We start from the raw sequence: 23,493 nt of genomic DNA, 5'->3' as shown, positions 1-23,493 counted from the left end.
GCCGTCACCTCAGCTCTCCCGGATCGTCGAACGCGGGTCGAGCAGCCCGAGCACGACGTCGACCAGCAGGTTCACCAGCAGCACGCCGACGCCGTAGACGAGCACGATCCCCTGCACCAGCGGGTAGTCCTTCTGCAGGATCGACTGCACGATCGTCGAGCCGAGGCCCGGCCAGGCGAACACGTTCTCCACCAGCACCGTGCCCGCCACCAGGCCGGTCAGCATCAGCCCGCCCAGGGTCAGCGTCGCGGTCAGCGCGTTCGGCAGCGCGTGCCGGACGTACACCAGCCGCGCCGGCAGCCGTTTCGCCCGCGCGGTGCGGACGAAGTCGGCGCCCAGCACGGACAGCAGCTCCACCCGGACGATCCGGGCGAGCACCGCGGCCGGCCCGATCGTGAGGGCCGCCACGGGCAGCACGTACGCGCCCGGGCCGTCGCCGCCCGCGACCGGGAACCAGCCGAGGCCGACGGCGAGCACCGCCACCAGCCCGACCGCCAGCAGGAAGTCCGGGATGGCGGCGAGCAGCACGCTCCCCGACGTGAATCCCAGCTCGGTGCCGCGGCGGCGGCCGCCCCGGGTCAGCACCGCGAAGCACACCCCGACCGGGACGGCGACGAGGATGACCACCACGAACGCCAGCGCGGCCAGCTGCAGCGTCGCCGGCAGCCGGTCGCCGATCACCTGGGTCACCGGCTGCCCGCTCGCCATCGACGTGCCGAAGTTCCCGGTGACGAGCCCGTGCAGGTAGTGCCCGTACTGCGTCCACAGTGGATCGTCGAGGCCGAGCTCGGCGCGCCGCGCCCGCACCAGCTCGGCGGGCGCGGTCATGCCGAGCGCGGCCCGCACCGGGTCGCCGGGGACCAGGTGGATCATCAGGAACGCCGCCGTGATCAGCACCCACAGGGACACGGCGAACCGGGCCAGCCGGCGCCCGGCGAACGCCGGCCACGGGCTGCCCCGCAGGCCGGCGGGCGCCGTCGCCGTGGTCATTTCGCGAACATCCGGATCGAGGACGGCAGGACGGCGCCCTGGTTGATCGTGAACTTCGTGCCGCTGCCGTAGACCGCGGTGACGGAGTCGATGTAGGGCACCACGTCCACCTGCTTGATCAGCGCCGTCTCCGCGGCGTTCCAGGTCGGGCAGCTGGCTTCGCCGCTCATCGCGGCGGCCTGCTTCACGGCCTGGTCGTAGGCGGGGTTGGCGATGTGGCCGAAGTTCGTCCCGTCCGGCGCGGCCGGGCCGGACACGAACGGCACCAGCTGGCTGGGCAGCGTGAGCCCGAGCGGGCCGAGGGAGACCTCCCACTCACCGGTGCCGAACAGCACCTGGGACAGCCCCGGGCTGTCGACGCCCTTGAGTGTGACCTCGGCGCCGAGCGCCTTCCAGGTCTGCTGGAACAGCTCCGCCGTCGGTGCCATCGTCGGGCCGAGCTGGGTGCCGTAGATGACGTTCAGCGTCAGGCGCTTGCCGTTCTTCACCCGGACGCCGTCCCCGCCGGACTTCCACCCCGCGGCGTCCAGCGCGGCCGCGGCCGCGGCCGGGTCGTGGGCCGGCAGGTTGCCGGTGACGGTGTCGCCCGAGCACGCCTTGGGGTCGGCGGTGACCAGGCCCTGCGACGGTTTGCCCGTGCCGCTGGTCAGCACCTTGCCCAGCTGGGCGAGGTCGAGCGACTGCGTCAGGGCGCGCCGCACGGCTTCGTCCTCGCCGGGACGGCCCGCGGCCTGGTTGTAGAAGATCTCGCCCAGCGGCGCGTTGTAGTCCCCGTGGAACAGCTTGCGCGCGTCGAGGCGCTGGCGGTCCGGGCCGATGATCACCCCCGCGTTGAGCTCGCCCGAGAGCAGCAGGTTCGCCGCGGTCGAGGTGTTGGAGATGACCCGCAGGACGACCTTGTCGGGCAGGCCCGGCTCGGCCTTCCAGTCGCCGGGGCCCCAGGTGTAGTCCTTGCGGCGGGTGAGCGTGTAGTGGTCGTTCGGCACGGTTTCGGAGACGGCGAACAGGCCGGTGCCGCTCTCGCCCTTCGCCAGCAGCTTTCGGTCGGCCAGGCCCTTGCCGCAGACGATCGGCAGCGCGCCGACGTTGCGGAGGAGGAACGCGTCCGGCGCGCCGCTGGTGACCGTGATCGTGCGGGTGGCCTCGTCGGCGGTGGCCTTCGTGCCGGGCGCGATCGTCAGGCCGGCGTAGGGCGACTTGTTCACCGGGTCGCCGACGAACACGATGTTGGCCGCGACGTCGGCGGCGGTCAGCGGGGCGCCGTCGGCGCAGGTGAGGCCCGGGCGCAGGGTGAAGGTGGCGGCGGTGGTCGACGTGGCCGTCCACTTCTCGGCCAGCTCCGGCAGGGGCTTGCCGTCCGCGCTGAGCTCGAGCAGCGAGTCGTAGAGGAACTTGTCGACCTGGCCGGTCACCGACAGCACCGACATGTGCGGGTCGAGGTTGCCCGGGTCGGAGCCGATGGCGAAGGTGAACGTCCCGCCGTCGACGGGGGTCTGGCTCGAGCCGGTGTCTCCCGGTCCCGCGCAGGCGGTCGCCACGAGGGCGAGCCCGCCGAGCAGGACCACCGCGGTCCGTGTGGGGGTCATGGGGTTTCCTTCCGCAGGTGGTCCACGGCGAGGCGGGCGGCCGCGCCGATCGCGGCGTCCACAGCGGGCTGCCGTTCGTCGAGCGAGTCCGCGCGGGTGAAGACCGCGACGGCGAACCGGCGTCCGCCCGGGTAGGACACGACGCCGGCTTCGTTGCGGACGGCCGGCAGGGTGCCGGTCTTGGCCGCGATGGTGACGTCCGAACCGAAGCCGGACGAGATCCGGTGCGGCCAGATCTGGCGGGCCATCATCGAGCGGACCTTCTCGCAGGCCGCGGGTTCCGCGGCGCGGTCGGTCCAGACGGCGTCGAGCAGGGTGGTGACCTCCCGGGGCGTCGACGACGTCGTGCGGTCCGGGTCGAGCACCGAGAGCTTCCACGTCTGCTCCGGGGTGGCCCCGGCGAACGCGGCGTCGAGGTCGCCGTCGGCACCCAGGTCGGCCATGACCGAGGCGAAGAGGTCCTCACAGCATCCGATCAGCCGTGTCCGCTTCAGGTCCAGGTCGTCGAGCACGCGGTCGACGGCGGCCTGGCCGACGCGGTGGTAGAGCACGTCGGTGGCGGCGTTGTCGCTCATGGTCAGCATGAACAGCGCCAGGTCGCGCCAGCTCATCTCGACGTCGTCTTCGCAGCCGGCGGTGCCGATCCCGCCGATGCGGTAGCGCTTCCCGACGCCGGTGCGTCCGGTCTCTTCGAGGCGGCCCGCCACGACCTCCCGGGCGTAGGCGACGGCGACCGGGATCTTGAACACCGACGCCAGCACCACCGGCTCGTCCGCGCCGAGCGCCACCTCGGCCGGCCCGCCGCCGATCTCCCGCGCGTGGACGAAGCCGCGCGCGCCCGCGGCGGTGAAGACCGCGGCGATCTCGTCTTCGACACCGGTCATGCGCGCACCCGCCGGTCGGCGCGGCCGGTGTGCAGGTACAGCGCGTGCCCGGTGCCGTCGTCGCCGACGAAGGCGTGCGGGATGTACATGCCCTGCATCGGCTCGGCGAGGATCAGCGTGTCGCCGCTCATCGCGACCAGCTCGCTCTTCACCGGGCCACTCAGTTCGGCGAAGATCCCCTTCGGGACGCGCTCCACCCAGACGCGCCCGCTGTCGTCCTGACTGACCACGATGTCCGCGACCGTCGAGGAGTACTCGCCGACGTACCGGGAGGCGTCGACGCGCGGCGCGGCCGGGTCGGGCACCGGCGGCGGCGCCAGCTCGATGCCGGTCAGCTCGCGCAGGACGTGGCCGAGGATCTCGGTGTACAGGGGAATCGGGTCGCCGCCGTTGGTCAGCAGCGCCACGGCGACGCCGTGCTCCGGGGCGACCCGCAGGAACGACGCCTGGCCGATCGTGTTGCCGTCGTGGCCGACCAGGGCGCCGCCGGGTGAGTCGAACAGCGACCAGCCGAGGCCCCAGGCGTCCCCCATCAGGCCGAGGTCGGGCAGCTCCACCAGGCGTTCCCGCATCGCGCGGGCGCTCTCGCCGCTGAGCACGCGGGTGCCGTCCGGGCCTTCGCCGTCACGTAGGTGCATGCCGGCGAACGTGGCGAGGTCCCGCGCCCGCATCGCGAGCATCGAGCCGGCCGGCGCGTTCGACGGCGCCAGCGCCCAGATCCCCGCGGGCTCCGGCTCGGCGCCCGGCTCCGGCGTCAGGTGGCCCAGCGCGGCGCGGAACCGGATCGCCTCGTACGGGCTCTGCGCCGCGTGCGTCAGTCCCAAGGGGACGAACAGGTGATCCGCCAGGCACTGGTTGTAGTCCTTGTCCCGCAGCACTTCCACGACCCGGCCGAGCACGCAGAGCGCGGCGTTGTTGTAGGAGAACATCTCGCCGGGCGGGAAGAGCTGGGGCACGTCGTGCAGCGTGGCGACGTACTTCTCGACGCAGTCGGCGCCGCGGCCGGTGTCGGTGAAGATGTCGCCTTCGAAGCCGGAGGTGTGGCACATCAGCTGCCGGACGGTGATCCGTGCGGCGGCCTCGTCGTCGGCGAGCACGAACTCGGGCAGGTACCGGCGGACGGGCTCGTCGAGCTCCAGCCTGCCCTCGTCGACGAGCTGCATGGCCAGCGTCACCGTCCAGACCTTGGTGACCGAGCCGATCTGGAACACCGAGTCGGCGTCCGCCTCGACGCCGGTCCCCTTGTTGAGCACGCCGGCCGCGCGGTCGAGCACCTCGCCGTCGGCGTACACGGCGACCGACGCGGCTGGCACGTGGTTTTCGGCCAGCAGTGCGGGAAGCCGGCTTTCGAGCCAGGTCCCGAGCTCGGTGAGTTTCGACATGGTTGCCTCTCGTCCGATGGGTGAACCGGCGTTGCCGGCGATGCTATGACCTGCGCTTACCCCGCCGGTTCGTCGAATCCGACGAGACCGGGGGAATCTTTCATCGCGGCGGACGAACCGGTCAGGCCAGCCAGCTCTTCGCGGTCGTCACTTCGGCGAGCCGGCCCGCGATCGGCGTCACGCCGAGGCCGGGGCCCGACGGCACCGGCAGGTGCCCGTCCGCCAGCACGAACGGCTCGGTGATGTCCTCGGTGTAGAACCGGTCCGACGCCGAGGTGTCGCCCGGCAGCGTGAAGCCCGGCAGCGACGCGAGCGCGACGTTCGCCGCCCGCCCCAGGCCGGTCTCGATCATCCCGCCGCACCAGACCGGGATCCCGTGCGCGGCGCAGACGTCGTGCACCCGCCGCGCCTCCAGGTAGCCGCCGACCCGGCTGGGCTTGATGTTGACGATCCGGCACGCGCCGAGCGTGATCGCGTCGGCGGCCGAGCGGGCCGAGACGATGGACTCGTCCAGGCAGATCGGCGTCCGGATGTGCTTGGCCAGTTCGGCGTGGCCGAGCACGTCCTCCTCTTCCAGGGGCTGCTCGATCAGCAGCAGCTCGAACGGGTCGAGCCGGGCGAGCTGCGGGATGTCCGACAGGGTGTACGCGGTGTTCGCGTCGACCTGGAGCAGGATGTCGTCGCCGAAACGTTCCCGGACCGCGCGCACCGGTTCGACGTCCCAGCCGGGTTCGATCTTGAGCTTGATCCGGACGTACCCGTCGTCGAGGTAGCCGCCGACGACGTCGAGCAGGTGCGGGACGGTCTCCATGATGCCGACGGAAACTCCACACGGGACAGAGTCCTTTGTGGACCCGAGCGCCGACGCGAACGACACGCCGTGCGCCCGCAGCTCGGCGTCGAGCACGGCCATCTCCAGTGCCGCCTTGGCCATCCGGTGGCCCTTGAACTTCGCCAGCAGCGGCGCGACCTTGTTCGCCGTCAGGTCGCCGGCCGCGATCAGCGCCGGGACGAGGAAGGTCCGCAGCACGTGCTCGACGCCGTCGACGTACTCCGAGGAGTACAGCGGGTCGATCATCGCGCCGCACTCGCCCCAGCCCTCGCCGTCGGAGGTGACGGCGCGCAGGAGCAGCAGTTCACGCTCGGCCTGCGTGCCGAACGACGTCCGGAACGGCGCCACCAGCGGCATCCGCACCCGCAGGAGTTCCACACCACTGAGTTTCACGGCTTCTCCCTGACGACCACGTAAAAACCGGCACGATCGAACCCGACGACCTCGGCGCCGCCGGCCATCAGGCCGCCCAGCACCTCCCGCAGCGCGACCCGCCACGACCGCCCCCGGCCGGGGTCGACCCGGCGGAGCGCTTCGATGTCCGGCGGCACGGCGACGAGCACCAGCGGCCCGTCGGCGCTCCCGGTCACGGGTCCGCCGTCCGGGCCCACCTCCAGCGCCGTCGACGCGCCCCGCGCTCGCAGCGCCACCGCGTCGAACCTCGCCGGCTCGCCGAGCGCGGCGGCTCGCACCGGCTGGCTCGCGAGCTCCCAGGCGACCATGATCCGGTCGGTGTCGCCCGACCCGTTGATGCTGTCGTGCATCGGGCCGTAGAAGTCGGGCAGGTACTGCGCCGGGCGGGCGCCGAGCTTGGTCACGTTGAAGTGGGCGTTGCGCCGCACGAGCGGGTCGAACGTCCAGGAGATCACCGGGACGTCCTGGTGCAGCGCCCACGCACGCTGGTGCAGCTTGAGCGCGAAGCCGAGGCCGCGGCCGAGCCCGGCCGGCAGGACCCCGGCGATGTGGCTGTGCAGGCCCCCCTTCGCGGGCCGGCCGAAGAACCCGAAGCAGGCACCGAGCAGCCGGGGCCCGTCGAAGGCGCCGGCGACGTAGTTGCCCGCCGCGACCATCGCCTTGAGCAGCTCGGCGTTCACCGGCTGGCTGCCCGGTTCCGGTTGCCAGATCGACTCGAAGAGCAGCGCCACCGCCGTCAGGTCGGGGACCTCGGCGAGCTCACGGACCTCGGCCCCCGAAGCCGCGGCGGCGGTGGCGGCCGCGGCGGCCGCCTCGTCCCGCAGGGACGGGACCGTGTTCGTCACAACGTCAGTCACGGGACCATCCTTTCCGGATCGGGCCGGCGCGTCACCGTTGTCCCGCACCGGATTCGCCCCCGGTGTTGGTCGTGGCGGACGAAGTCCCTTGGGCCAGCACCGTTTTGGTCAGCGAGACGAGCAGCGCGGTGCGCGGGAGCAGCTGGGCGACGACGACGTGTTCGTCATCCGCGTGGGCGCCCCCGCCCACCGCGCCGAGGCCGTCGAGAGTGGGAATCCCCAGCCCCGCCGTGAAGTTGCCGTCCGACGCGCCGCCGACCGACGCGGCCGTGAGCGTGCCGCCCGAGAGGGAATTGGCCAGGTCGAACAGGTCCGCGGACGCGACGGCGTCCAGTGGCGCGCGGTTGATGCCGCCGGCGATCCGGATCCGGGAGCCGGGCAGCACCGGCCGCAGGCTCCGGACGGCTCGGTCGACGCGGTCCTGCTCGGCCGCGTCCCACACCCGCGCGTCGACCGCGACACTCGCGGCGGCGGGCACGGTGTTGGTCGTCGTCCCGGCCGAGAGCGCGGTCGGGACGACGGTGGTGCCCCGATCGGCGTCGGCGAGCGCGGCCACCGCGAGGATCTGGTGGGCGATCTCGATCCCGGCGTTGACGCCCTTCTCCGGTTCGAGCCCGGCGTGCGCGGCACGGCCCTCGACCTCGATCCAGTACCGGGAGACCCCTTTGCGGCGGGTCTTCAGCGCGCCGCCGTCGGCCGAGGCTTCGAGGACGAACACCGCGTCACAGCTACGGGCTTCCTCTTCGATCAGCGCGCGGGACGACGGTGAGCCGATCTCCTCGTCGCCGGTGATCAGGATCGCCAGGCCGGTGCGATCGGCCAGCGCCGCGGCGGCGTGCAGGGCCATCACCACGCCGGCCTTCATGTCGAAGCAGCCGGGGCCCCGCAGCACGCCGTCCTCGATCGCAAAGGGGTGTGTCCGCAGGGAACCCAAGGGCCACACGGTGTCGTGGTGACCGAGCAGCAGGACCCGCGGCGGGCCGTCGCCGAAGCGCCAGCGCAGGTGCGTGCAGCCGTCGGTGACGATCCGCTCCGGCTCGGCGCCCAGCAGCCGGCGCCCGATCGTCGCGACGGCTTCGGCGCTGCGCGCGACGGCGTCGTGATCTTCGGACGGCGACTCGCACCGGACGAGGGTTTCGATGTCGGCGAGGAGGTCGTTCACCGCGGCTCACCCCGCACCGGCTTGCCGGGGAACGCGTCCGTGCGCAGTTCGCCGTCGCCGACCACGGGAACCCCGCCGACGTACAGGTGCCGGACACCCTGGGACGGCCGGGTCGAGTCGGCGTAGGTGGCGGTGTCGGTGATCGTCGCCGGGTCGAGGACGACCAGGTCGGCGTCCGCGCCGACGCCGAGGTGGCCCTTGCCGCGAGCCGCCGGGGCGACGTCGTCGAGCAGCCGCGACGGCAGGTGGGAGCACCGGCGGAACGCTTCGAGCCAGGTCCAGGCCCCGGTCTCCCGCACCATCAGGCGCAAGGTCTTCGCGAAGGTGCCCGCGGTCCGCGGGTGCGTCGTGCCGCCCGGCGGGAGCGGCCACTCGGTGCTCTCGGTGCGGCCGTCGGTCCAGTACACCGGCATCGCGTCGCTGGCGACGATCGAGTCGGGGAAGGCGAGCGCCTGACGCAGCGTCGCCTGGTCGCGGGGGTTGTCCTCGTCGAGGAACTCCAGCAGGCACGGCGCGCCGGGGTCGGCGGCGCGGAGCTGACGCAGGCGGGCTTCGTCCGCGACGCGCTCGCCGGTCTCGAGGAGCACCACGCTCGACGGCGAAAGTCCCTTGAGCCGCAAGCGGTCCGGGTCGATGAACGCGGCTCCGACGGCGGTGCTGCCGGCACCGTACGGGTAGGCCTCGACGGTGACGCGCGAACCGGCGCCGCGGGACTTCTCCAGGGTGGCCAGGACGCGGTCGAGGTGGTGGCCGGAGGTACTGTTGACGTGGCAGTGGTGCATCGCGGCACCGGTTTCGGCCGCGGCGATGACGATCTCCTCGGAGCCGTCGACCGGGATCGCCGGGTCGACCTCGACCAGTTCGCGGACGTGCGTGTTGGTGGGCACACCGGCCTTCGCGGCGAGGTGGGCGACGGCGAGGAACTCACCGGGCTCGGTCGCGGGCGCGTACCCCATCAGGACGCCGATACCGAGCGCGCCGGCGGCCAGCTCACCCTCCACAAGGGACAGCCAGGCGGCCAGCTCCTCCGGCGACGACGACCGTTGCCACGCGGGGTTGCCCAGCACAGCGAGACCGCTCTCGATCTGCGCGTCCGGCTCGATCCCGGCGAGCACCTGCGCCCGGGCGGCGGCCCAGCAGGCGGAGAAGCCGTAGTTCAGCGGCCGCCCGGCCGCGGCGGCCTCGGCGTAGGCCCGGTCGAGGGGCATCAGCCCGGCTTCGAGGTCGAGGGTGGTGGTCACGCCGTCCAGCGCCTGCAGCCGTTGCCCGGCGATCGAGTGGACGTGGCTGTGCAGGTCGACGAAGCCGGGCCCGACGACGAGCCCGGTGACGTCCACGACCGTCGTCCCGGCCGGCGCTTCGAGGCCGGCGCCGACGGCGGTGACCTTGCCGCCGTCCAGGAGCACGTCGGCGACGCCGTCGAACCCGGTCCCGGGGTCGACCACCCGCCCGCCCCGCAAGAGTGTCCGCACCGCTGCGCCTCCTCGTCGTCACGTACTCGGGTCGTGGCGACGATAGGAGGGATTCCGGCGGAGCCGTTGGTCCGCGACGACGAACCGCGGGGGTCCGGTCCATCCGCGCGGACGAACCCGCGGCTCCCGGTCGTGAGTGTTCAGGGCGGTTAGAACCGCCCTAACCACTCACGACCGTGCGGGCGGGGTCACCGGGGCCAGGAGCAGGCCGGTGATCGCGTCGATCAGCCCGGTGCCCGCGTCGTCCCAGGTCGCGCGCGGGGTCGCGGTGGCCTCGGCCAGGGCCCGCTCGCGCTCCGCGGTCATGTGGATCATCAGCTGGCGCGCCATGTCGCCGCGCTCGGCGCGGACGTCCGGTGGGAGGACCGAGAGGGTCCGGTTCAGCCCCGCCACCACCTTCGCGAGCGCCGGGGAGGCCATCGACTCCTCGGCGATGATCGCGCGCAGGGCCGGGTCGGTGAGCACCTGGGCGGTGAACCGGGCGAACCACGTCGGGGAGCCGAGCTCCCGCAGGTACGTCGTCGTCGGGCGGATCAGGCAGGCCACCCAGTCGCGCAGCTCGCCCGGGCCGTCGGTGGCTTCGACGGCCTCGACGGCCTCGACGAGCTCGGCGCGCAGCCGCTCCACGCGCTCCGAGTGCTTGCGGGCGATCGCGCGGACCAGGTCGGTCTTGGTGCCGAAGTGGTAGTTGACCGCGGCGTTGTTGCCCTGGCCCGCGGCCTCGCTGATGTGCCGGTTGGACACCACCTGCACCCCGTGCTCGGCGAACAGCCGCTCCGCCGTGGCGAGGATGCTCTCCCGCGTGGCGCTCGCGCGCTCCGCCCGGACGGCCTTCACGTTCATCCCTGCCACCTCGTCTCCCCCGTGCTCGGCTGCCTTCACCTTACGGAGTCACCGTCCGGTCCCCGCATCAGGCGAACCGGCCCAACCACCCCCGCGCGGTGGCGAGGTAGTCGCGGGCGAAGCCGGTGTCCGGGGCCCAGGCCTCGAACCCGTGCGGCGCGCCCGGTGCCACGTGGACGGTCGTGTCGACGCCCGCCGCGCGCAGCCGGCGGGCGTACTCGGCGTCTTCGTCGTGGAACAGGTCGATGTCGCCGACGCCGATCCAGGCCGGCGGGAGGCCGCTCAGGTTCTCGCGGCGGGCGGGGACCGCGTAGTGCGGGACGACCTCCGCCCCGGGTTCGACGCCGAGGTAGGCGCGCCAGCCGAAGCGGTTGAGGCGGTTGTCCCAGCCCCGGTGCCGCCGGGCGTCGAGGTCGCGGCGGGCGGCCGTGCGGTCGTGCGGTCGTCGAGCATCGGGCAGAACAGCCACTGGGCCGGCGGCCGCTCCCCCGCGTCACGCAGGCGCTGGACCAGCGCGGCCGCGAGCCCGCCGCCGGCGCTCTGCCCGCCGACGATCACCCGGGCCGGGTCGGCGGCGTGCTCACGCGTCCACGTCCAGGCGGCGTGGCAGTCGTCGAGCGCCGCCGGGTACCGGGCCTCCGGGGCGAGCCGGTACTCGGCCGACACCACGGTGATGCCCAGCTCGCGGGCGGTGTCCGCGCAGAACCGGTCGTCCTGGACCGCGGCGCCGATGACCAGGCCGCCGCCGTGGATCCACAGGAGCGTCAGGTCGGACCGCGGCTCGCGCGGCCGGTAGACCCGCCACCCCGGCGTGACCTCGACGTCGACGTCCGGCGCGGCCGCCGGCCGCGCCCGGGTGGTCCCCCACCGCACCAGGCGCAGCCCCCAGGCGCGTTCCAGCGGCAGGCGCGGCAGCCACCGCGCCTTGCCGCGCAGCTCGGGCGCGATCTCGGAGAGCTTCACTGGGCCGACCACCCGCCGTCCGAGGGCAGCACGACGCCGTTGACGTTCGCGCCGTCGTCGCTCAGCAGGAACGTGATCGACGCGGCGAGCTGCTCCGCCGTGGCGATCGGCGGCATCAGCCCGAAGAACGCGCCGAGCCGATCCTGTCCGAACGCCGACGGCGTGCCGCTCTGCCCGATGCCGGTCGCCACCCCGCCCGGCGCGACGGCGTTGACGCGGATGCCGTGCGGCCCGTACATCACCGCGCAGTTCCGGGTGATCCCGACGACCGCGTGTTTCGAAGCGGTGTAAGCGACCCCGGCGGCCGAGCCACGCAACGCGGCCTCGGAGGCGATGTTCACGATCGACCCGGATCCCGCTTCGAGCATCGCCGGGACGACCGCGCGGATGAGCCGGAACGTGCCGTCGACGTTGACCGCGAAGACGCGCCGCCACAGCTCGTCGCTGACCTCGTGGGCCGGTGAGAAGTCGTCGGCGATCCCGGCGACGTTGGCCAGCCCGTCGATCCGCGTCCCGGCGGCGGCCAGGATCCGCTCGATCCCGGCGGCGTCGGTGATGTCCGCGGCGACCGGGACGAGTCCGGGCGACCGCGCGGCGAACTCGTCGAGCCGGCCCGCCGAGACGTCGACCGCGACGACCCGGCCGCCTTCGCGGGTGATGCGCGACGCCGTGGCGCGGCCGATGCCGGAAGCCGCGCCGGTCACCACGACCGTCCGGCCCTCGAACCGGCCGGGGACGGTCCGCTCCCGGGCGCCGGTGGCCGCGGGGACGACCCCGTCGTTGACGCGCGCGACCAGGTCGTCGACGACGTCCTGGCCGAGTTTTCCCTGGCTGAGCGCGACGAGCCGGCCCAGCGGAACCTGCCGGATCGGCGCGAGCACGCTCTCGTCGAAGCCCGCGCCGGCGAGCAGGGCCCGGATGAGCGGGCCGCCTTCGGGGTGGGCCACCCACTCGCCGATCGGCGTGTCCGCGGTGATCATGGCGACAGCCTACCCCAGTTTTAAATCACTTGCTTGACCACAGTTCCCGGACTGGGTTTGCTGGAGGTGAGCCGATCACCGAACCCGGAAGGCCACCCATGTCCCCCACCTCGCCCCTGCCCGCCGACCTGGGCTTCGACCCGGACGCCCTGCGCGCGAAGTACCGCGCCGAGCGCGACCGGCGCCTGCGGCCGGAGGGCAGCGCGCAGTACCAGCGCCCCACCGGCCGGTTCGGGTACTACGCCGAAGACCCGTACGTCGAGGGCGAGCTCGTCCGCGAGCCGCTGCGCGATCGCGTCGAGGCCGTGGTGGTCGGCGGCGGGTTCGGCGGCCTGCTCGCCGCCGCGCGGTTGCGCCAGGCCGGCGTCGGGACCATCCGCGTGATCGAAAAGGGCAGCGACTTCGGCGGCACGTGGTACTGGAACCGCTACCCCGGCATCCACTGCGACATCGAGTCCTACGTGTACCTCCCGCTGCTGGAGGAGGTCGGCCACGTCCCCGGCTGGAAGTACGCGCCCGGCGCGGAGATCCTGGAGCACGCCCGCGCGATCGGCCGGACGTTCGGCCTGTACGACGACGCGTGCTTCCGCACCGCGGTCCGGGAGCTGCACTGGGACGACGGCGAGTGGCTCGTCCGCACCGACCGCGACGACGAGATCCGCGCACGCTACGTCGTCGTCTCCAGCGGGACGCTCGACCACCCGAAACTGCCCGGCATCCCCGGCATCGAGACGTTCGCCGGGCACACCTTCCACACCAGCCGGTGGGATTACGGCTACACCGGCGGCACCGCCGACGGCGGCCTGACCGGGCTGGCCGACAAGCGCGTCGCGCTCATCGGCACCGGCGCGACCGCCGTCCAGGTCGTCCCCCACCTCGGGCGCGACGCCCGCGAACTGGTCGTCTTCCAGCGGACGCCGTCGACCGTGGACGTCCGCGGGAACGGGCCCACCGATCCGGCGTGGGCGTCGTCGCTCACCCCCGGCTGGCAGCGGCGGCGCCGGGACAACTTCCTCACCGTCGTCACCGGCGGCCGGGCCGAGGAGGACCTGGTCGGCGACGGCTGGACCGGCAGCGCCCGCCTGCTGCAGCAGCTGATCGCGACCGACGCGTACGCGGACCTCGCCCCCGACGCCCGCGAGCAGGCCGACGAGATCGCCGACTTCCGGAAGATGAACGAGCTGCGCGACCGGGTCGACGAGCTCGTCACCGACCCGGCCACGGCCGAGGCGCTCAAGCCCTGGTACCGCTACATGTGCAAGCGCCCGACGTTCAGCGACCACTACCTCCAGACGTTCAACCGGCCGAACGTCACCCTGGTGGACACGGCCGACAGCGGCGGTGTGGAAGCCGTCACCGAACGGGCCGTCGTCGCCGGCGGCCGGGAGTACGAGGTCGACTGCATCATCTTCGCGACCGGGTTCGCCGTCGGCGTCTCGGACGTCCTGGCCGGGCGCCTGCCGATCGTCGGGCGCGACGGCGTCTCGCTGCTGCAGCACTGGCGCGGCGGGCCTCGGACACTGCACGGTTTCGCGAGCCACGGGTTCCCGAACCTGTTCCACCTCGGACCCCTGCAGAACGCGAGCTCGGTGAACTTCGTCCACGTCCTGGACGAGCAGGCGAGCCACATCGGGGCGGTCGTCGCCGAAGCCCGCGAGCGCGGAGCGTCCGTTGTGGAGCCCACCGCGGCGGCCGAGGAGGCGTGGGTCGAGACGATCCGCCGGAAGGCGCCCGACCGGTACAAGTTCCAGCTCGACTGCACCCCGGGCTACTACAACAACGAGGGCAGGCCCCGGGAACGCGGCCAGTCGTTCGGCGACGGGCCGGTCGCCTTCCACGCGCTCCTCGCCGCGTGGCGGGAGAACGGCGGGATGGACGAGGTCATGTGAGGCGCCGCCCGCCTGGCGAGAATCCGGCGGAGGATGGCAGAACAGCCACTGGCCGGCGCGCCCGCCGGTTCCTAGCGTGATCCAGCATGATCGCGGTACTCGCGCCGATCCTGATCGGCGTCCTCTACGTCCTGCTCAACTCGCTGATCCGCGAGCCGCACCGGCAGCGCGTCAACGCGGTGATGATCGCCGGCGCCGGCGCGGCCTACCTGTCGGGCGGCGCGCTCGGGCCGTGGGAGCTGGTGTTCTGCGCGGTCATGACCTACGTCGCGTTCCGCGGGCTCGGTTCGTGGACGTTCATCGGGATCGGCTGGCTCCTGCACACCGGCTGGGACGTCGTCCACCACCTCAAGGGCCAGCCGATCCTCCCGTTCGCCCACGACTCGTCGTTCGGCTGCGCGTTCTGCGACCCGGTGATCGCGATCTGGTGCTTCACCGGCGGCCGGTCCGTGTGGACGTCCCTGCGCTCACGCCCCGGCCGCCCGGCCGCCGACGTCTCGCCGAGCTCGCCGTAGACCTGCTCGCAGGCAGACCGCGAGCTGACCATGGCCCGGCGCGGTTGCGGCCCCGCCCGGCCGGGTATCCCGACCGCATGAGCGCCAGCCAAGACAGCACCGCCGTCGAACGCGCGGCGCACGCCTACTGCCCCCGCTGCAACCCGGACCCCGGCCCCGGCGACCGCGTCACGGCGCTGTGCGGGGCGACCCACCCGTACTGGGGACGGCGCGAGCGCCCGATGACCAGGTGCCCGGCCTGCGAGGCGCTGGCCGGCGCACCCGTCCTGCAGTGCGGCCACTCCGGCTGAGATCCGGACCACCGGAATCGGGTGTTCCGGAACCGCCCGGCGAACCCACCACCTAGGCTGACCGGTGTGAAGAGGGTGGGGATGGCCGTCGCGGCCGGGTTCGTCGCTGCGCTGGGACTGATCATCAGTCTCGGTCTTCTCGGCACCCCGAACGGCGCCGGCGACAACGGTGACGGCTACCGGCTGTTCTGCACCGCCGGGCTCAGCCCGGCCACCCCCGACCACAAAGCGAGCTGGCTCGGCGGCGTCGTCCTGGACTTCGGCCGGGGCACGCCGTGCCCCGACCCGCAGCCCTCGAGCGCCGCGGTCCTGTTCAAGGCGGTCGCGGACGGCGACGGGGCGTTCAGCCTCACCTCGCTCGGCTGGCTGTACACGCTGCTGGTCTTCCTGGTGACGGGGCTCGCGGCCTGGGCGCTGCTCGGGCGCGGGTGGCGCCGGCTCGCACTGCTGATCCCGCCCGTGCTTCCCCTGCTCAACCCCGACTTCGCGCGGCTGTTCCTCTCGACGTTCGGCGAACCCGCCGGCCTGTTCGGCGCGTACACGCTGCTCTGCGGGCTCGCGGTGATCGCCGGCACCAAGGTCGAGGACGGCTTCGAGCGGCTGTCCGCACTGCTGCTGGTCGCGGCCGGCGGCGTCGTCGCGGGGCTGGCGAAGATCGGGTTCCTGCCCCTGTTCGTGCTGGCCGTGCTCGTCTGCGCGGTGACCGGCGCCCGGGCGGGCGCCGGGCGGTGGTGGTCCGGGCGGCTCGTCGGGCCGCTGCTCGCCGTCCTGCTGGTGCTGGAGATCATCGCGCCGATCCGGGCGAACCTCGCCTGGCAGGAGCGCAACTACGCCGACGTCAACGCGGTGAACGTCGTCTACACCCTCGGCCTGGTCGAGCTGCCGGGCTCGGCGGCCGGGCTGGGCCTGCCCGAGTCCGCGAACCAGAGCGCGGGCAAGGCGTACTACCCCGACGGGCCGGAGCAGCTGGCCGGCGCCGACGTGCTGCTGGAGGAGCCCAGCGTCGTCAAGGGCAAGGTCTGGAGCCTGCTGCTGTCCCACCCGGCGGCCCTGGCCCGCGCGATCGGCATCGGCCTGCAGGCCACGCACGGCCGCGACCTGCCGTACCTGCCGAACCACCCCTGGGGCGCGGCGACCAAGGCCCCGGACAACTCGGCCCCGGTCAGCGGCGACATGGGCGGCAACCCGGCGACGTTCCGCGAGTGGCTCGACGACATGAGCCTCCCGTGGTGGCCGTCCCTGCTGGTCCTGCTGGGCCTGGCCGCGGCGGTGGTGGCCCTGGTCCGCCGCCGGGCGTGGACGAACCGCGCGGGCCTGCTGGCGGGCGTGTCGGTGACGGCGGCCCTGGGCATCGCGGTGATGGCGGTGGTGGGTGACGGGTATTTCGAGATCGCGAAGCACGTCTGGCTGGCGGCGTACCTGCTGGACGCGGCGGCACTGTCGCTGTGCGTCATGGCGGCCCCGGTGGTGTACCGGTTCGTCCGCGAGCAGCTGAGGCGACGCCGTCGCCACGCGGCCCCGGTGGCCGAACCGGAGCCGCAGAGCGAGCCGACGCCTCAAGCCGGCTGAATCAGCTCGCCAGGGAGGACAGCGGCACCGCGAACACTGACCGGCCGCACGTCTGCCCCTGCGCGGTGCAGTCCGCCGTCGACCACTCGGACTGGGACCAGACCAGGCCCGTCGACCAGTCGTACGTCAGCGCCTCCGGGTGCACCGCCCAGCAAGCCGTCGTCGACGTCGAGCCGCAGGTGGCCGACGTGCTCTGCGTTGTCGTCTGGGTCCAGAGCTGCCCGTTGATCGTCGCCGAACTGTGGGCGACGTACCACTTGCCGCCGTGGGAGAGGACGCCCTGCATGTTGCCCACCGAACTGCGGAACGCCTCCGTCGCGGTCCCCGTCAGCAGGTAGTCCGTCCCCATCGGGAAGCGGTAGAGCCGGCCGTGCAGGCTCTGGTCGGAGAAGTACTCCGTCGTCACCACCGTCGCCGGCGAAGTACTGCGGTCCAGGGAAATCGACGAGAAGCACGGCACTCCGGTGTCGGAGGCCATGCTGCAGGTGCCGCCCGCGTAGCTGTAGTAGCCGACCTGCATCATCGCGTACTTGTACGTGTACGCCGCATATCCGCCCGGCGTCTTGCCTATGGCGTTCGACGTCGTGTCGGTCAGCTGCAGGATGTGCTTGGTGCTGAACACCCGGATCGCGGTCGAGGTGTTCCCGACGGCGGTGACGTAGATCTTGTCGCCGTACCAGGCCATTCCGCCCATGTGCGCCTTCGCCGCCGAGAAGGTGCTGCCGGTGCTGTTCGGCACGGCCAGGTACATCATCCGGTGGGCGGCGGCAGCGGGGGTGTCGTAGTCGACCGCCTGGATCCGCGCGTCGTCGTAACGGCCGAGCGCGTCGGTGCTGTGCCAGCCGGACAGGATGATCTTGTCCGCGCCCCACAGGCCGTCGTCGTCGGCGTCGCCGGACGTCGTGATGCCCTGCGGCACCCAGGTCGTGCTGCCCGCGCGTTCGGCGTCCCAGCACAGCGACTTCGTGGCGGCCGGCGCCTTGGGCAGCGCGGCCTTCTCCGCGCCGGTGCAGCCGGTCATCGTGTAGCTCGGGTCGTGGACGACGGTGTTGAGGCTGACGTTCGGCAGCGCGCTGTCCAACGCCGTCAACGCGGCGGCCGGCGTCGCGTGCCAGACCAGGTTCTGCTTGGCCGTGGTGGTCAGCGGGTCGCTGTAGGCGGCACTCGCCGTGCCGGGTATCGCCAGCGCGCCGGCCACCACGGCCAGCACGAGAAGGAGCACTCGGGGAATTCGCATGGCGCCATTGCCGCACCCACCGGTCAAAATTCCGTACATCGGCGCTTGTACGCCACTTGTACCAGCCCGATCGAGAGCGCGACGAGGGCGACGCCGGCCACGATGTCCAGGACGTAGTGGTGCCCGGTCACGAGGACCACCACCGCCGTCAGCAGGGGGAACAACCACGCGAGCCACCCCCGGCGCGAGCGAACCGACGACGACACGGCGTACGCGCACCAGGTCGTCCAGGCGATGTGCATGCTCGGCATCGCCGCCAGGGGGTTCACCGCCCGGTTCGGGGTGCGGGACGCGGCGCCGCCGAGGATGTCGTAGGTCGCCATGTGGTCGACGATGCCGCTCTGGGCCATCCGCGGCGGCGACTCCGGGAAGAGCCACACGAGCACGACGTCCAGGAGCATCGTCACGACGAGGACGAGCAGCAGCCGGCGGTAGCGCGCGGAGCGGGTGACGTAGAGCCAGATCAGCACCACCGGCACGGCGACCACGCAGATCCGGTAGAAGTAACCGACGACGTGGATCACGACCGGGTGCCCGAGCATCGCGTGGTTGAGCGGGTACTCGACGGCGATCCGCAGGGTCTGTTCCAGGCGCTGGACGAACACCGCGACGCTCGTCGCCGGCCCGTCACCCCGGTAGACCGCGGCCCGGGCGAAGCCGAAGGCGACGTAGCCGATGACGAGCAGCGGCGCTTCGAGGTACCACGCGAGCCCGCCGCGCCGGACCCGTTCCTGGGACATGCGGCGCGACCCTACCGGCTGGTGTTCGTGCGCCTGAGGTTCGGCTGCCAGCGGTCCGGAATCGCGCCCCGAGGCGGCCTTGGGGCGCACTACCGGTCAATCGGCCAGCGAGAGCACCGTTCGCGCCTGTTCGACCATCGCGACGTCGAGGAAGGTGCCGTCGGCGAGGGCGATCGCCCCGACCCCGGCCGCTGTCGCGCCGGTGACCCGCTCGATGACCTCCCGCGCCCGCGTGACCTCCTGCGGTGTCGGCAGGAACGCGGCCCGGATCGTCTCCAGCTGGACCGGGTGGATCGCCGTCCGGCCGCGGAAGCCGAGCGCCCGGCCCGCCCGGCAGGATTCGGCCAGGCCGTCGAGGTCCCGGACGTTGACGTAGGCCGACATCGCGGGCGGCGCCAGCCGGGCCGCCCGCGCCGCGACGATCACGCGGCTGCGGGCCCACGTCAGGCCGGCGTCGTCGGCGACGCCGAGATCCGAGCGCAGGTCGGCTTCCCCGAGGCCGATCGACGCGATCCGCGGGGACGCCGTCGCGATGTCGAGGGCCCGTTCCACGCCCAGCGCCGACTCGATGAGCGGGTGCAGCGCACGGTCCGGCAGCGCGGCCGCGACGGCCAGGATCTCTTCGGGTGACTCGACTTTCGGCAGCCGCACCCCAACTTCCAGCGGCAACGCCGCGACCGCCGCGAGGTCGGCGGCGTGCCACGGCGTGCTCGGGTGGTTGACGCGCACCTGCACCGGACGCCCCGGGGAAGCCGGCAGCCGCAGGACGTTCTCCCGCGCCTCGTCCTTGCGCGCGGGCGCGACGGCGTCCTCCAGGTCGACGAGCACGACGTCGGCCGCGGAGTCCAGGGCCTTGCGCACCCGGTCCGGCCGGTCGGCGGGGGCGTAGAGGAACGTCAGCGGCGGGCTCACACCGCACCCCGCTCGCGCAGTTCCGCGACGCGCTCCGGGGAGAACCCCAGCTCGCCGAGCACCGCGTCGGTGTCGGCGCCGTGCGGCCGTCCGGTGAAGCCGATGACGCCGTCGTGGCCCGAAAGCCGGAACAGCGGGCCCTGCATGAGCATCGGCCCGAGATCGGGGTCCTCGATCTCGTGGATCGTGCCGAGGGCCCGGAACTGCGAGTCTTCGACGATGTCCGCGGCGTCGTAGATGGGCGCCACCGCGGCCTGCGCCTGTTCGAACGCCGCGACGACGTCATCACGCGAGCGCTGCCCGATCCACTTGCCGACGGCTTCGTCGAGTTCGTCGGCGTGCCGCGCCCGTTCGGCGCCGGTCGCGAACCACGGCTCGTCGGCCAGGTCGGGCCGCCCGACGAGCCGGACGACGCGCTCCGCGATCGACTGCGCCGACGTCGACACCGCGACCCACTGGCCGTCGGCGGTGCGGTAGGTGTTGCGCGGCGCGTTGTTCGTGGACCGGTTCCCGGTGCGCGGCTGGACGGTCCCCAACTGGTCCCAGCGCGTGATCTGCGGCCCCAGCATGGCCAGCATCGGCTCGATGATGGCGGTGTCGACGACTTGTCCGCGCCCGCTCTGCCCGCGCGACGCGAGCGCGACCATGATCGCGTACGCCGTGGCCAGCGACGCGACGCCGTCGGCGAGCCCGAACGGCGGGAGCGTCGGCGGGCCGTCCGGTTCCCCGGTCGTCGCCGCGAACCCGCTCATCGCCTCGGCGAGCGTGCCGAAGCCCGGCCGCGAGCGGTACGGACCCAGCTGACCGAAACCGGTGACGCGGGCGAGCACGAGCCGCGGGTTCCGGCCGGCCAGCACGTCGTAGCCGAGACCCCAGCGCTCGAGGGTGCCGGGACGGAAGTTCTCGATGACGACGTCCGCGCTGGTGACGAGCGCGAGGAACACCTCCCGGCCGCCTTCGCTGCCGAGGTCGGCGGTGATGGTGCGCTTGTTGCGCCCCAGGGTCTTCCACCACAGGTTGACGCCGTCTTTCGCGGCGCCGTGGCTGCGCGACGGGTCGGGTTTGCGCGGGTGCTCGACCTTGATCACCTCGGCGCCCATGTCGCCCAGGTGCATCGCGGCCATCGGGCCGGCGAACAGCGTGGACGCGTCGACGACGCGCAGCCCGGCGAGCGCGCCGCCGGCGGGATCGCGGGTGACGCTCATGCGGTCACGTCCCAGGCGCACCGGAAGCCGACCGTCGCCGCGCGGGCGAGGCCGAGTCCGGGCAGCAGGAGTTTGACGCTGTAGGCCGGTTCGCGGCGGCCGCCCTCGACGTACCATTCGGAGCCTTCGGCCCGGTAGTCGCTGCCGCCCTTGAGCATCACGAAGCGCGTCCGTCCGTCCGAGTGTTCGCTTTCGGTCCAGTTCCACACGGCGGGGGTGCCGCGCCCGAGGCGTCCGGTCTCCCCCGCGAGCTGCCATTCGTCCTCGGTGGGCAGCCGGCCGCCGCGCCAGGCGCAGTACGCGCGGGCGTCGTCGAGGTCGACGTAGGTCACCGGTTCGTCCTTATCGCCACTGTGCGCCAGGAATCGGTGGGGCTGTGTCGGCTGGTAGCCGGTGGTCTCGACGAACTCGGCGAACTGGGCGTTCGTCACTTCGGTGACCGCGACGGCGACCGGGGTGACCAGCTCGCCCTCGCGCTGCAGCGTCCGGGCGTCGTGCAGCCGCGGCGGGAGCGGCTTCCATTCGTCCACGTAGGGCGCGCCCTGGTACATGCCGGTTTCGCGGGCGCGGTAGCGGACGGTCAGCACGTACGGTCCGGCCGGGACGACGACGGCGTCCGGCTCGGGTTCGCCGATGGTCCTTTGTGGACTGACGCGCGTCGCGAGCCGGTGCGGGAAGCGGGCGTCGGAGTCGTGCGGGGTGGTCTCCAGGTCGTGCAGCCACGCGGGCTCGGTGGCGCCCTCGGCGATCTCCAGGGCCGCGCCGATCCCCCGGGCCGGCACCCCACCCAGGAGGTCGAGGCCCGGCAGCGCACCCTCGTAGTCGGTGTCGCCGCGGTTGACGATCGTCCACAGTGTCACGCCGTCCAGCTCCCAGCTCGACGCGTGCAGCCCGGGTGCCAGGTCGGCCAGCGGCGTCCAGTCGCCGTCGAGCAGCAGGTCGCTCGCGGCGCGCTGGACGGTCACCATCCGCCGCACGGTCGCGGCGTCCCGGCGGGACCAGCCGACCCACACGCCGAAGACGACCTCCCAGACCATCACGCCGACGCCGTTGAGCCACGCGGACTGCAGTTCTTCGGTATGGTCGCGGTGCCAGCGGCGGACGTGGTGCTGCATGTGGCGGCGCTCGTACCAGTGGGCGCGCAGGACGCCGGGCACGGGCGAGTCGGCGAAGAACTGGGCCCACGACGCGGCGTGGTCCTCGATCCGCTCGACCGCGAGCTTCGACTCGCCCTCCAGGACGAGCCCCGGTTTGGCGGCTTCGAGCCGTTCGACGAACTCGGGCTCGGCCTTCTTCAGGGTGTCGAGGAAGACGCCGTCGGCGTCGAGGTCGGCGACGAGCGCGGCCAGTTCGGTGAGGTCGTCGGCGCCACGGCGGGTGCCGACGTCCCAGGGGTTGTAGTCGACGAAGACGCGAAGCCCGGCGTCGTGCAGGTGCTCGATGAGGGTCTGCAGCCCCGGGACGTCGCGGTAGAAGTCCCACTGGTTGCGGTCGTCGAGGCCGATCACCGGGTAGGCGTGCCAGAGGACGACGGCGTCGAGGCCGCCGAAGCGCTCGCGGGCGTCGTCGAGGAACCGCTGCGGGGTGAACCGGTGGTCGTCGAACGAGTACAGGAGCTCGTCCCACAGCCACACCTGGGCGACGCTGTAGCAGGTCGCCGCCCAGGTCGCGCCGGGACGCGCGTAGGCCTCGCCGGTGTAGCCGTGGCGGGCTCGCGCGTCTTCGCGCCACGCGTGGAGCTTTTCGCGCCACGCGGGGACGTCCGCCGGGTCGTCGGGCGCGGCGAAGATCTTGGCCTCGTCCATTTCGGACAGCGGGCCGCGCACCGGCGTCGGCCGGTCGATGGGCCGCGGGACGAGCGGGTCGAACGGGACGGTCATGACACTGTTCCTCCGGCCGCGAGCACCGCGACCTCTTCGGCGGACGGGACGGCGGTCTGCGCGCCGGGAAGGGTGACGGCCAGAGCACCGGCCGCGGTCGCGAGCCGCGCGGCTTCTGCGACGTCGAGACCGCGGGCGAGCCCGGCCGCGAGGACGCCGCAGAAGGTGTCGCCGGCGCCGGTCGTGTCGACGACGTCCACCCGGATTCCCTTGATGCGCACCGGTTCCCGAGCACGCTGGAGGACGAGGCAGCCGTCGCCGCCGAGGGTGACCACGGCCGCGGGCACGTGGTCCAGCAGGGCCTCGGGCGTGCCGGCGAGGTCGGCGGCCTCGTGCTCGTTCACGACCAGGAGGTCGATCGCGGCCCGCAGCTCGGCGGGCAGGTCGCGCGACGGCGCCGCGTTGAGGACGAAGAGCGCGCCCGGCTTGCGGAGTCCGGCGGCCGCGGTCACGACGTCGAGGGGGATCTCCAGCTGGGCCAGCACGACGTCGGCCTCGGCGATCCGCTCGGCCTGCCGCGCCCCGAGGCGCAGGAGGTGGTTGGCCCCGGGAGCGACGACGATGGCGTTCTCGCCCTCCGGATCGACGGTTACGAACGCGGTCCCGGTGGGCGCGTCCACCCGCGCGACGAGGTCGGTGCCGACCCCGGCCCCGCCGAGCGAGACGAGGATCAGGTCCGCGGCCTCGTCCTCGCCGAGGGCGCCGACGAAGCTGGTGTCGGCACTCCCGGCCCACGCGGCGGCGACGGCTTGGTTCGCACCCTTGCCACCCGGACTGCGGCGGAGCCGGTCGCCGAGGACGGTCTCGCCGCCGTGCGGATGCCGGGGCACGTCGACGACGAGGTCCACGTTCGCCGAGCCGACGACGACCACCCGGCCGGTCACGACACGC

The 23,493-nt window shown here is 73.1% G+C and carries 20 protein-coding genes and 1 pseudogene; 4 read left to right on the top strand and 17 right to left on the bottom strand.

From position 1 onward, the window contains the following. Positions 1-9: 9 nt before the first annotated feature. The 11 genes and pseudogenes from OG494_RS09430 to OG494_RS09380 all read right to left on the bottom strand — a co-directional run bounded on the left by OG494_RS09430 (position 10) and on the right by OG494_RS09380 (position 12,365). Positions 10-990, bottom strand: a complete 981-nt coding sequence (locus OG494_RS09430) for an ABC transporter permease (protein ID WP_328453983.1) — start codon at positions 988-990, stop codon at positions 10-12. Beyond that, positions 987-2,576 (bottom strand): ABC transporter substrate-binding protein, encoded by a 1,590-nt coding sequence (locus OG494_RS09425; protein ID WP_328453981.1) that lies wholly within the window; start codon positions 2,574-2,576, stop codon positions 987-989. Before OG494_RS09425 ends, OG494_RS09430 begins: the two co-directional genes overlap by 4 nt. After that, positions 2,573-3,460 carry a serine hydrolase gene (locus tag OG494_RS09420; RefSeq protein WP_328453979.1) on the bottom strand — a complete coding sequence of 296 codons (888 nt, stop codon included), beginning with the start codon at positions 3,458-3,460 and terminating at the stop codon, positions 2,573-2,575. Before OG494_RS09420 ends, OG494_RS09425 begins: the two co-directional genes overlap by 4 nt. Further along, entirely contained in the window at positions 3,457-4,842 is a 1,386-nt protein-coding gene (locus OG494_RS09415) for a serine hydrolase domain-containing protein (protein WP_328453977.1), read from the bottom strand. Before OG494_RS09415 ends, OG494_RS09420 begins: the two co-directional genes overlap by 4 nt. A 121-nt stretch (positions 4,843-4,963) precedes the next feature. Then, a complete protein-coding gene (gene menC / locus OG494_RS09410) occupies positions 4,964-6,067 on the bottom strand; it encodes an o-succinylbenzoate synthase (RefSeq protein ID WP_328453975.1) in 1,104 nt (367 codons plus the stop codon). Next, positions 6,064-6,945, bottom strand: coding sequence for a GNAT family N-acetyltransferase (locus OG494_RS09405; protein WP_328453973.1), 882 nt, complete (start codon positions 6,943-6,945; stop codon positions 6,064-6,066). The genes menC and OG494_RS09405 overlap by 4 nt, the downstream gene beginning before the upstream one ends. A 31-nt stretch (positions 6,946-6,976) precedes the next feature. After that, complete coding sequence (locus OG494_RS09400; RefSeq protein WP_328453971.1) at positions 6,977-8,107, bottom strand: M20 family metallopeptidase; 1,131 nt, start codon at positions 8,105-8,107, stop codon at positions 6,977-6,979. Beyond that, positions 8,104-9,579, bottom strand: a complete 1,476-nt coding sequence (locus OG494_RS09395; protein ID WP_328453970.1) for an amidohydrolase family protein — start codon at positions 9,577-9,579, stop codon at positions 8,104-8,106. Before OG494_RS09395 ends, OG494_RS09400 begins: the two co-directional genes overlap by 4 nt. Before the next feature lie 168 nt (positions 9,580-9,747). Beyond that, complete coding sequence (locus OG494_RS09390; RefSeq protein ID WP_328453968.1) at positions 9,748-10,422, bottom strand: TetR/AcrR family transcriptional regulator; 675 nt, start codon at positions 10,420-10,422, stop codon at positions 9,748-9,750. Between the two features lie 67 nt (positions 10,423-10,489). Further along, positions 10,490-11,295, bottom strand: a pseudogene (locus tag OG494_RS09385) (alpha/beta hydrolase). Between the two features lie 86 nt (positions 11,296-11,381). After that, complete coding sequence (locus tag OG494_RS09380) at positions 11,382-12,365, bottom strand: SDR family NAD(P)-dependent oxidoreductase (RefSeq protein WP_328453966.1); 984 nt, start codon at positions 12,363-12,365, stop codon at positions 11,382-11,384. Between the two features lie 98 nt (positions 12,366-12,463). On the opposite strand from OG494_RS09380, the gene OG494_RS09375 reads away from it, so the two are divergent. From OG494_RS09375 to wsfD, 4 genes are all read left to right on the top strand, one after another. Next, entirely contained in the window at positions 12,464-14,254 is a 1,791-nt protein-coding gene (locus tag OG494_RS09375) for a flavin-containing monooxygenase (RefSeq protein ID WP_328453964.1), read from the top strand. Positions 14,255-14,340: 86 nt separating this feature from the next. Continuing rightward, entirely contained in the window at positions 14,341-14,769 is a 429-nt protein-coding gene (locus OG494_RS09370; RefSeq protein ID WP_328453962.1) for a DUF6010 family protein, read from the top strand. A gap of 77 nt (positions 14,770-14,846) precedes the next feature. Then, entirely contained in the window at positions 14,847-15,059 is a 213-nt protein-coding gene (locus tag OG494_RS09365; RefSeq protein WP_328453960.1) for a hypothetical protein, read from the top strand. A gap of 66 nt (positions 15,060-15,125) precedes the next feature. Beyond that, a complete protein-coding gene (gene wsfD / locus OG494_RS09360; protein WP_328453958.1) occupies positions 15,126-16,628 on the top strand; it encodes a glycan biosynthesis hexose transferase WsfD in 1,503 nt (500 codons plus the stop codon). 1 nt (position 16,629) lies between these two features. Here the strand turns inward: wsfD and OG494_RS09355 are convergent, their stop codons facing one another. The 6 genes from OG494_RS09355 to OG494_RS09330 all read right to left on the bottom strand — a co-directional run bounded on the left by OG494_RS09355 (position 16,630) and on the right by OG494_RS09330 (position 23,486). After that, positions 16,630-17,865, bottom strand: a complete 1,236-nt coding sequence (locus OG494_RS09355; RefSeq protein ID WP_328453956.1) for a hypothetical protein — start codon at positions 17,863-17,865, stop codon at positions 16,630-16,632. A gap of 23 nt (positions 17,866-17,888) precedes the next feature. Further along, positions 17,889-18,605: a phosphatase PAP2 family protein gene (locus OG494_RS09350; RefSeq protein ID WP_328453954.1), complete on the bottom strand. Its 717-nt coding sequence runs from the start codon at positions 18,603-18,605 to the stop codon at positions 17,889-17,891. 96 nt (positions 18,606-18,701) lie between these two features. After that, complete coding sequence (locus OG494_RS09345) at positions 18,702-19,517, bottom strand: HpcH/HpaI aldolase/citrate lyase family protein (RefSeq protein WP_328453953.1); 816 nt, start codon at positions 19,515-19,517, stop codon at positions 18,702-18,704. After that, positions 19,514-20,722: a CaiB/BaiF CoA transferase family protein gene (locus OG494_RS09340; RefSeq protein ID WP_328453951.1), complete on the bottom strand. Its 1,209-nt coding sequence runs from the start codon at positions 20,720-20,722 to the stop codon at positions 19,514-19,516. Before OG494_RS09340 ends, OG494_RS09345 begins: the two co-directional genes overlap by 4 nt. Beyond that, complete coding sequence (locus OG494_RS09335; RefSeq protein WP_328453949.1) at positions 20,719-22,602, bottom strand: SUMF1/EgtB/PvdO family nonheme iron enzyme; 1,884 nt, start codon at positions 22,600-22,602, stop codon at positions 20,719-20,721. The genes OG494_RS09340 and OG494_RS09335 overlap by 4 nt, the downstream gene beginning before the upstream one ends. Further along, positions 22,599-23,486, bottom strand: a complete 888-nt coding sequence (locus tag OG494_RS09330; RefSeq protein WP_328453947.1) for a ribokinase — start codon at positions 23,484-23,486, stop codon at positions 22,599-22,601. Before OG494_RS09330 ends, OG494_RS09335 begins: the two co-directional genes overlap by 4 nt. Between the last annotated feature and the right edge of the window lie 7 nt (positions 23,487-23,493).

Source organism: Amycolatopsis sp. NBC_00438 (assembly GCF_036026695.1).
Lineage (GTDB): Bacteria > Actinomycetota > Actinomycetes > Mycobacteriales > Pseudonocardiaceae > Amycolatopsis.
This window is presented reverse-complemented; position numbering and strand designations above follow the sequence as displayed.

What these genes read in the sequence shown, in the direction of transcription:
- OG494_RS09415 (WP_328453977.1), bottom strand. Translation starts at nt 4,842, where the DNA reads ATGTCGAAACTCACCGAGCTCGGGACCTGGCTCGAAAGCCGGCTTCCC.
- OG494_RS09340 (WP_328453951.1), bottom strand. Translation starts at nt 20,722, where the DNA reads ATGAGCGTCACCCGCGATCCCGCCGGCGGCGCGCTCGCCGGGCTGCGC.
- OG494_RS09375 (WP_328453964.1), top strand. Translation starts at nt 12,464, where the DNA reads ATGTCCCCCACCTCGCCCCTGCCCGCCGACCTGGGCTTCGACCCGGAC.
- OG494_RS09335 (WP_328453949.1), bottom strand. Translation starts at nt 22,602, where the DNA reads ATGACCGTCCCGTTCGACCCGCTCGTCCCGCGGCCCATCGACCGGCCG.
- OG494_RS09390 (WP_328453968.1), bottom strand. Translation starts at nt 10,422, where the DNA reads ATGAACGTGAAGGCCGTCCGGGCGGAGCGCGCGAGCGCCACGCGGGAG.
- OG494_RS09365 (WP_328453960.1), top strand. Translation starts at nt 14,847, where the DNA reads ATGAGCGCCAGCCAAGACAGCACCGCCGTCGAACGCGCGGCGCACGCC.
- OG494_RS09430 (WP_328453983.1), bottom strand. Translation starts at nt 990, where the DNA reads ATGACCACGGCGACGGCGCCCGCCGGCCTGCGGGGCAGCCCGTGGCCG.
- OG494_RS09420 (WP_328453979.1), bottom strand. Translation starts at nt 3,460, where the DNA reads ATGACCGGTGTCGAAGACGAGATCGCCGCGGTCTTCACCGCCGCGGGC.
- OG494_RS09350 (WP_328453954.1), bottom strand. Translation starts at nt 18,605, where the DNA reads ATGTCCCAGGAACGGGTCCGGCGCGGCGGGCTCGCGTGGTACCTCGAA.
- OG494_RS09355 (WP_328453956.1), bottom strand. Translation starts at nt 17,865, where the DNA reads ATGCGAATTCCCCGAGTGCTCCTTCTCGTGCTGGCCGTGGTGGCCGGC.
- OG494_RS09380 (WP_328453966.1), bottom strand. Translation starts at nt 12,365, where the DNA reads ATGATCACCGCGGACACGCCGATCGGCGAGTGGGTGGCCCACCCCGAA.
- OG494_RS09370 (WP_328453962.1), top strand. Translation starts at nt 14,341, where the DNA reads ATGATCGCGGTACTCGCGCCGATCCTGATCGGCGTCCTCTACGTCCTG.
- OG494_RS09425 (WP_328453981.1), bottom strand. Translation starts at nt 2,576, where the DNA reads ATGACCCCCACACGGACCGCGGTGGTCCTGCTCGGCGGGCTCGCCCTC.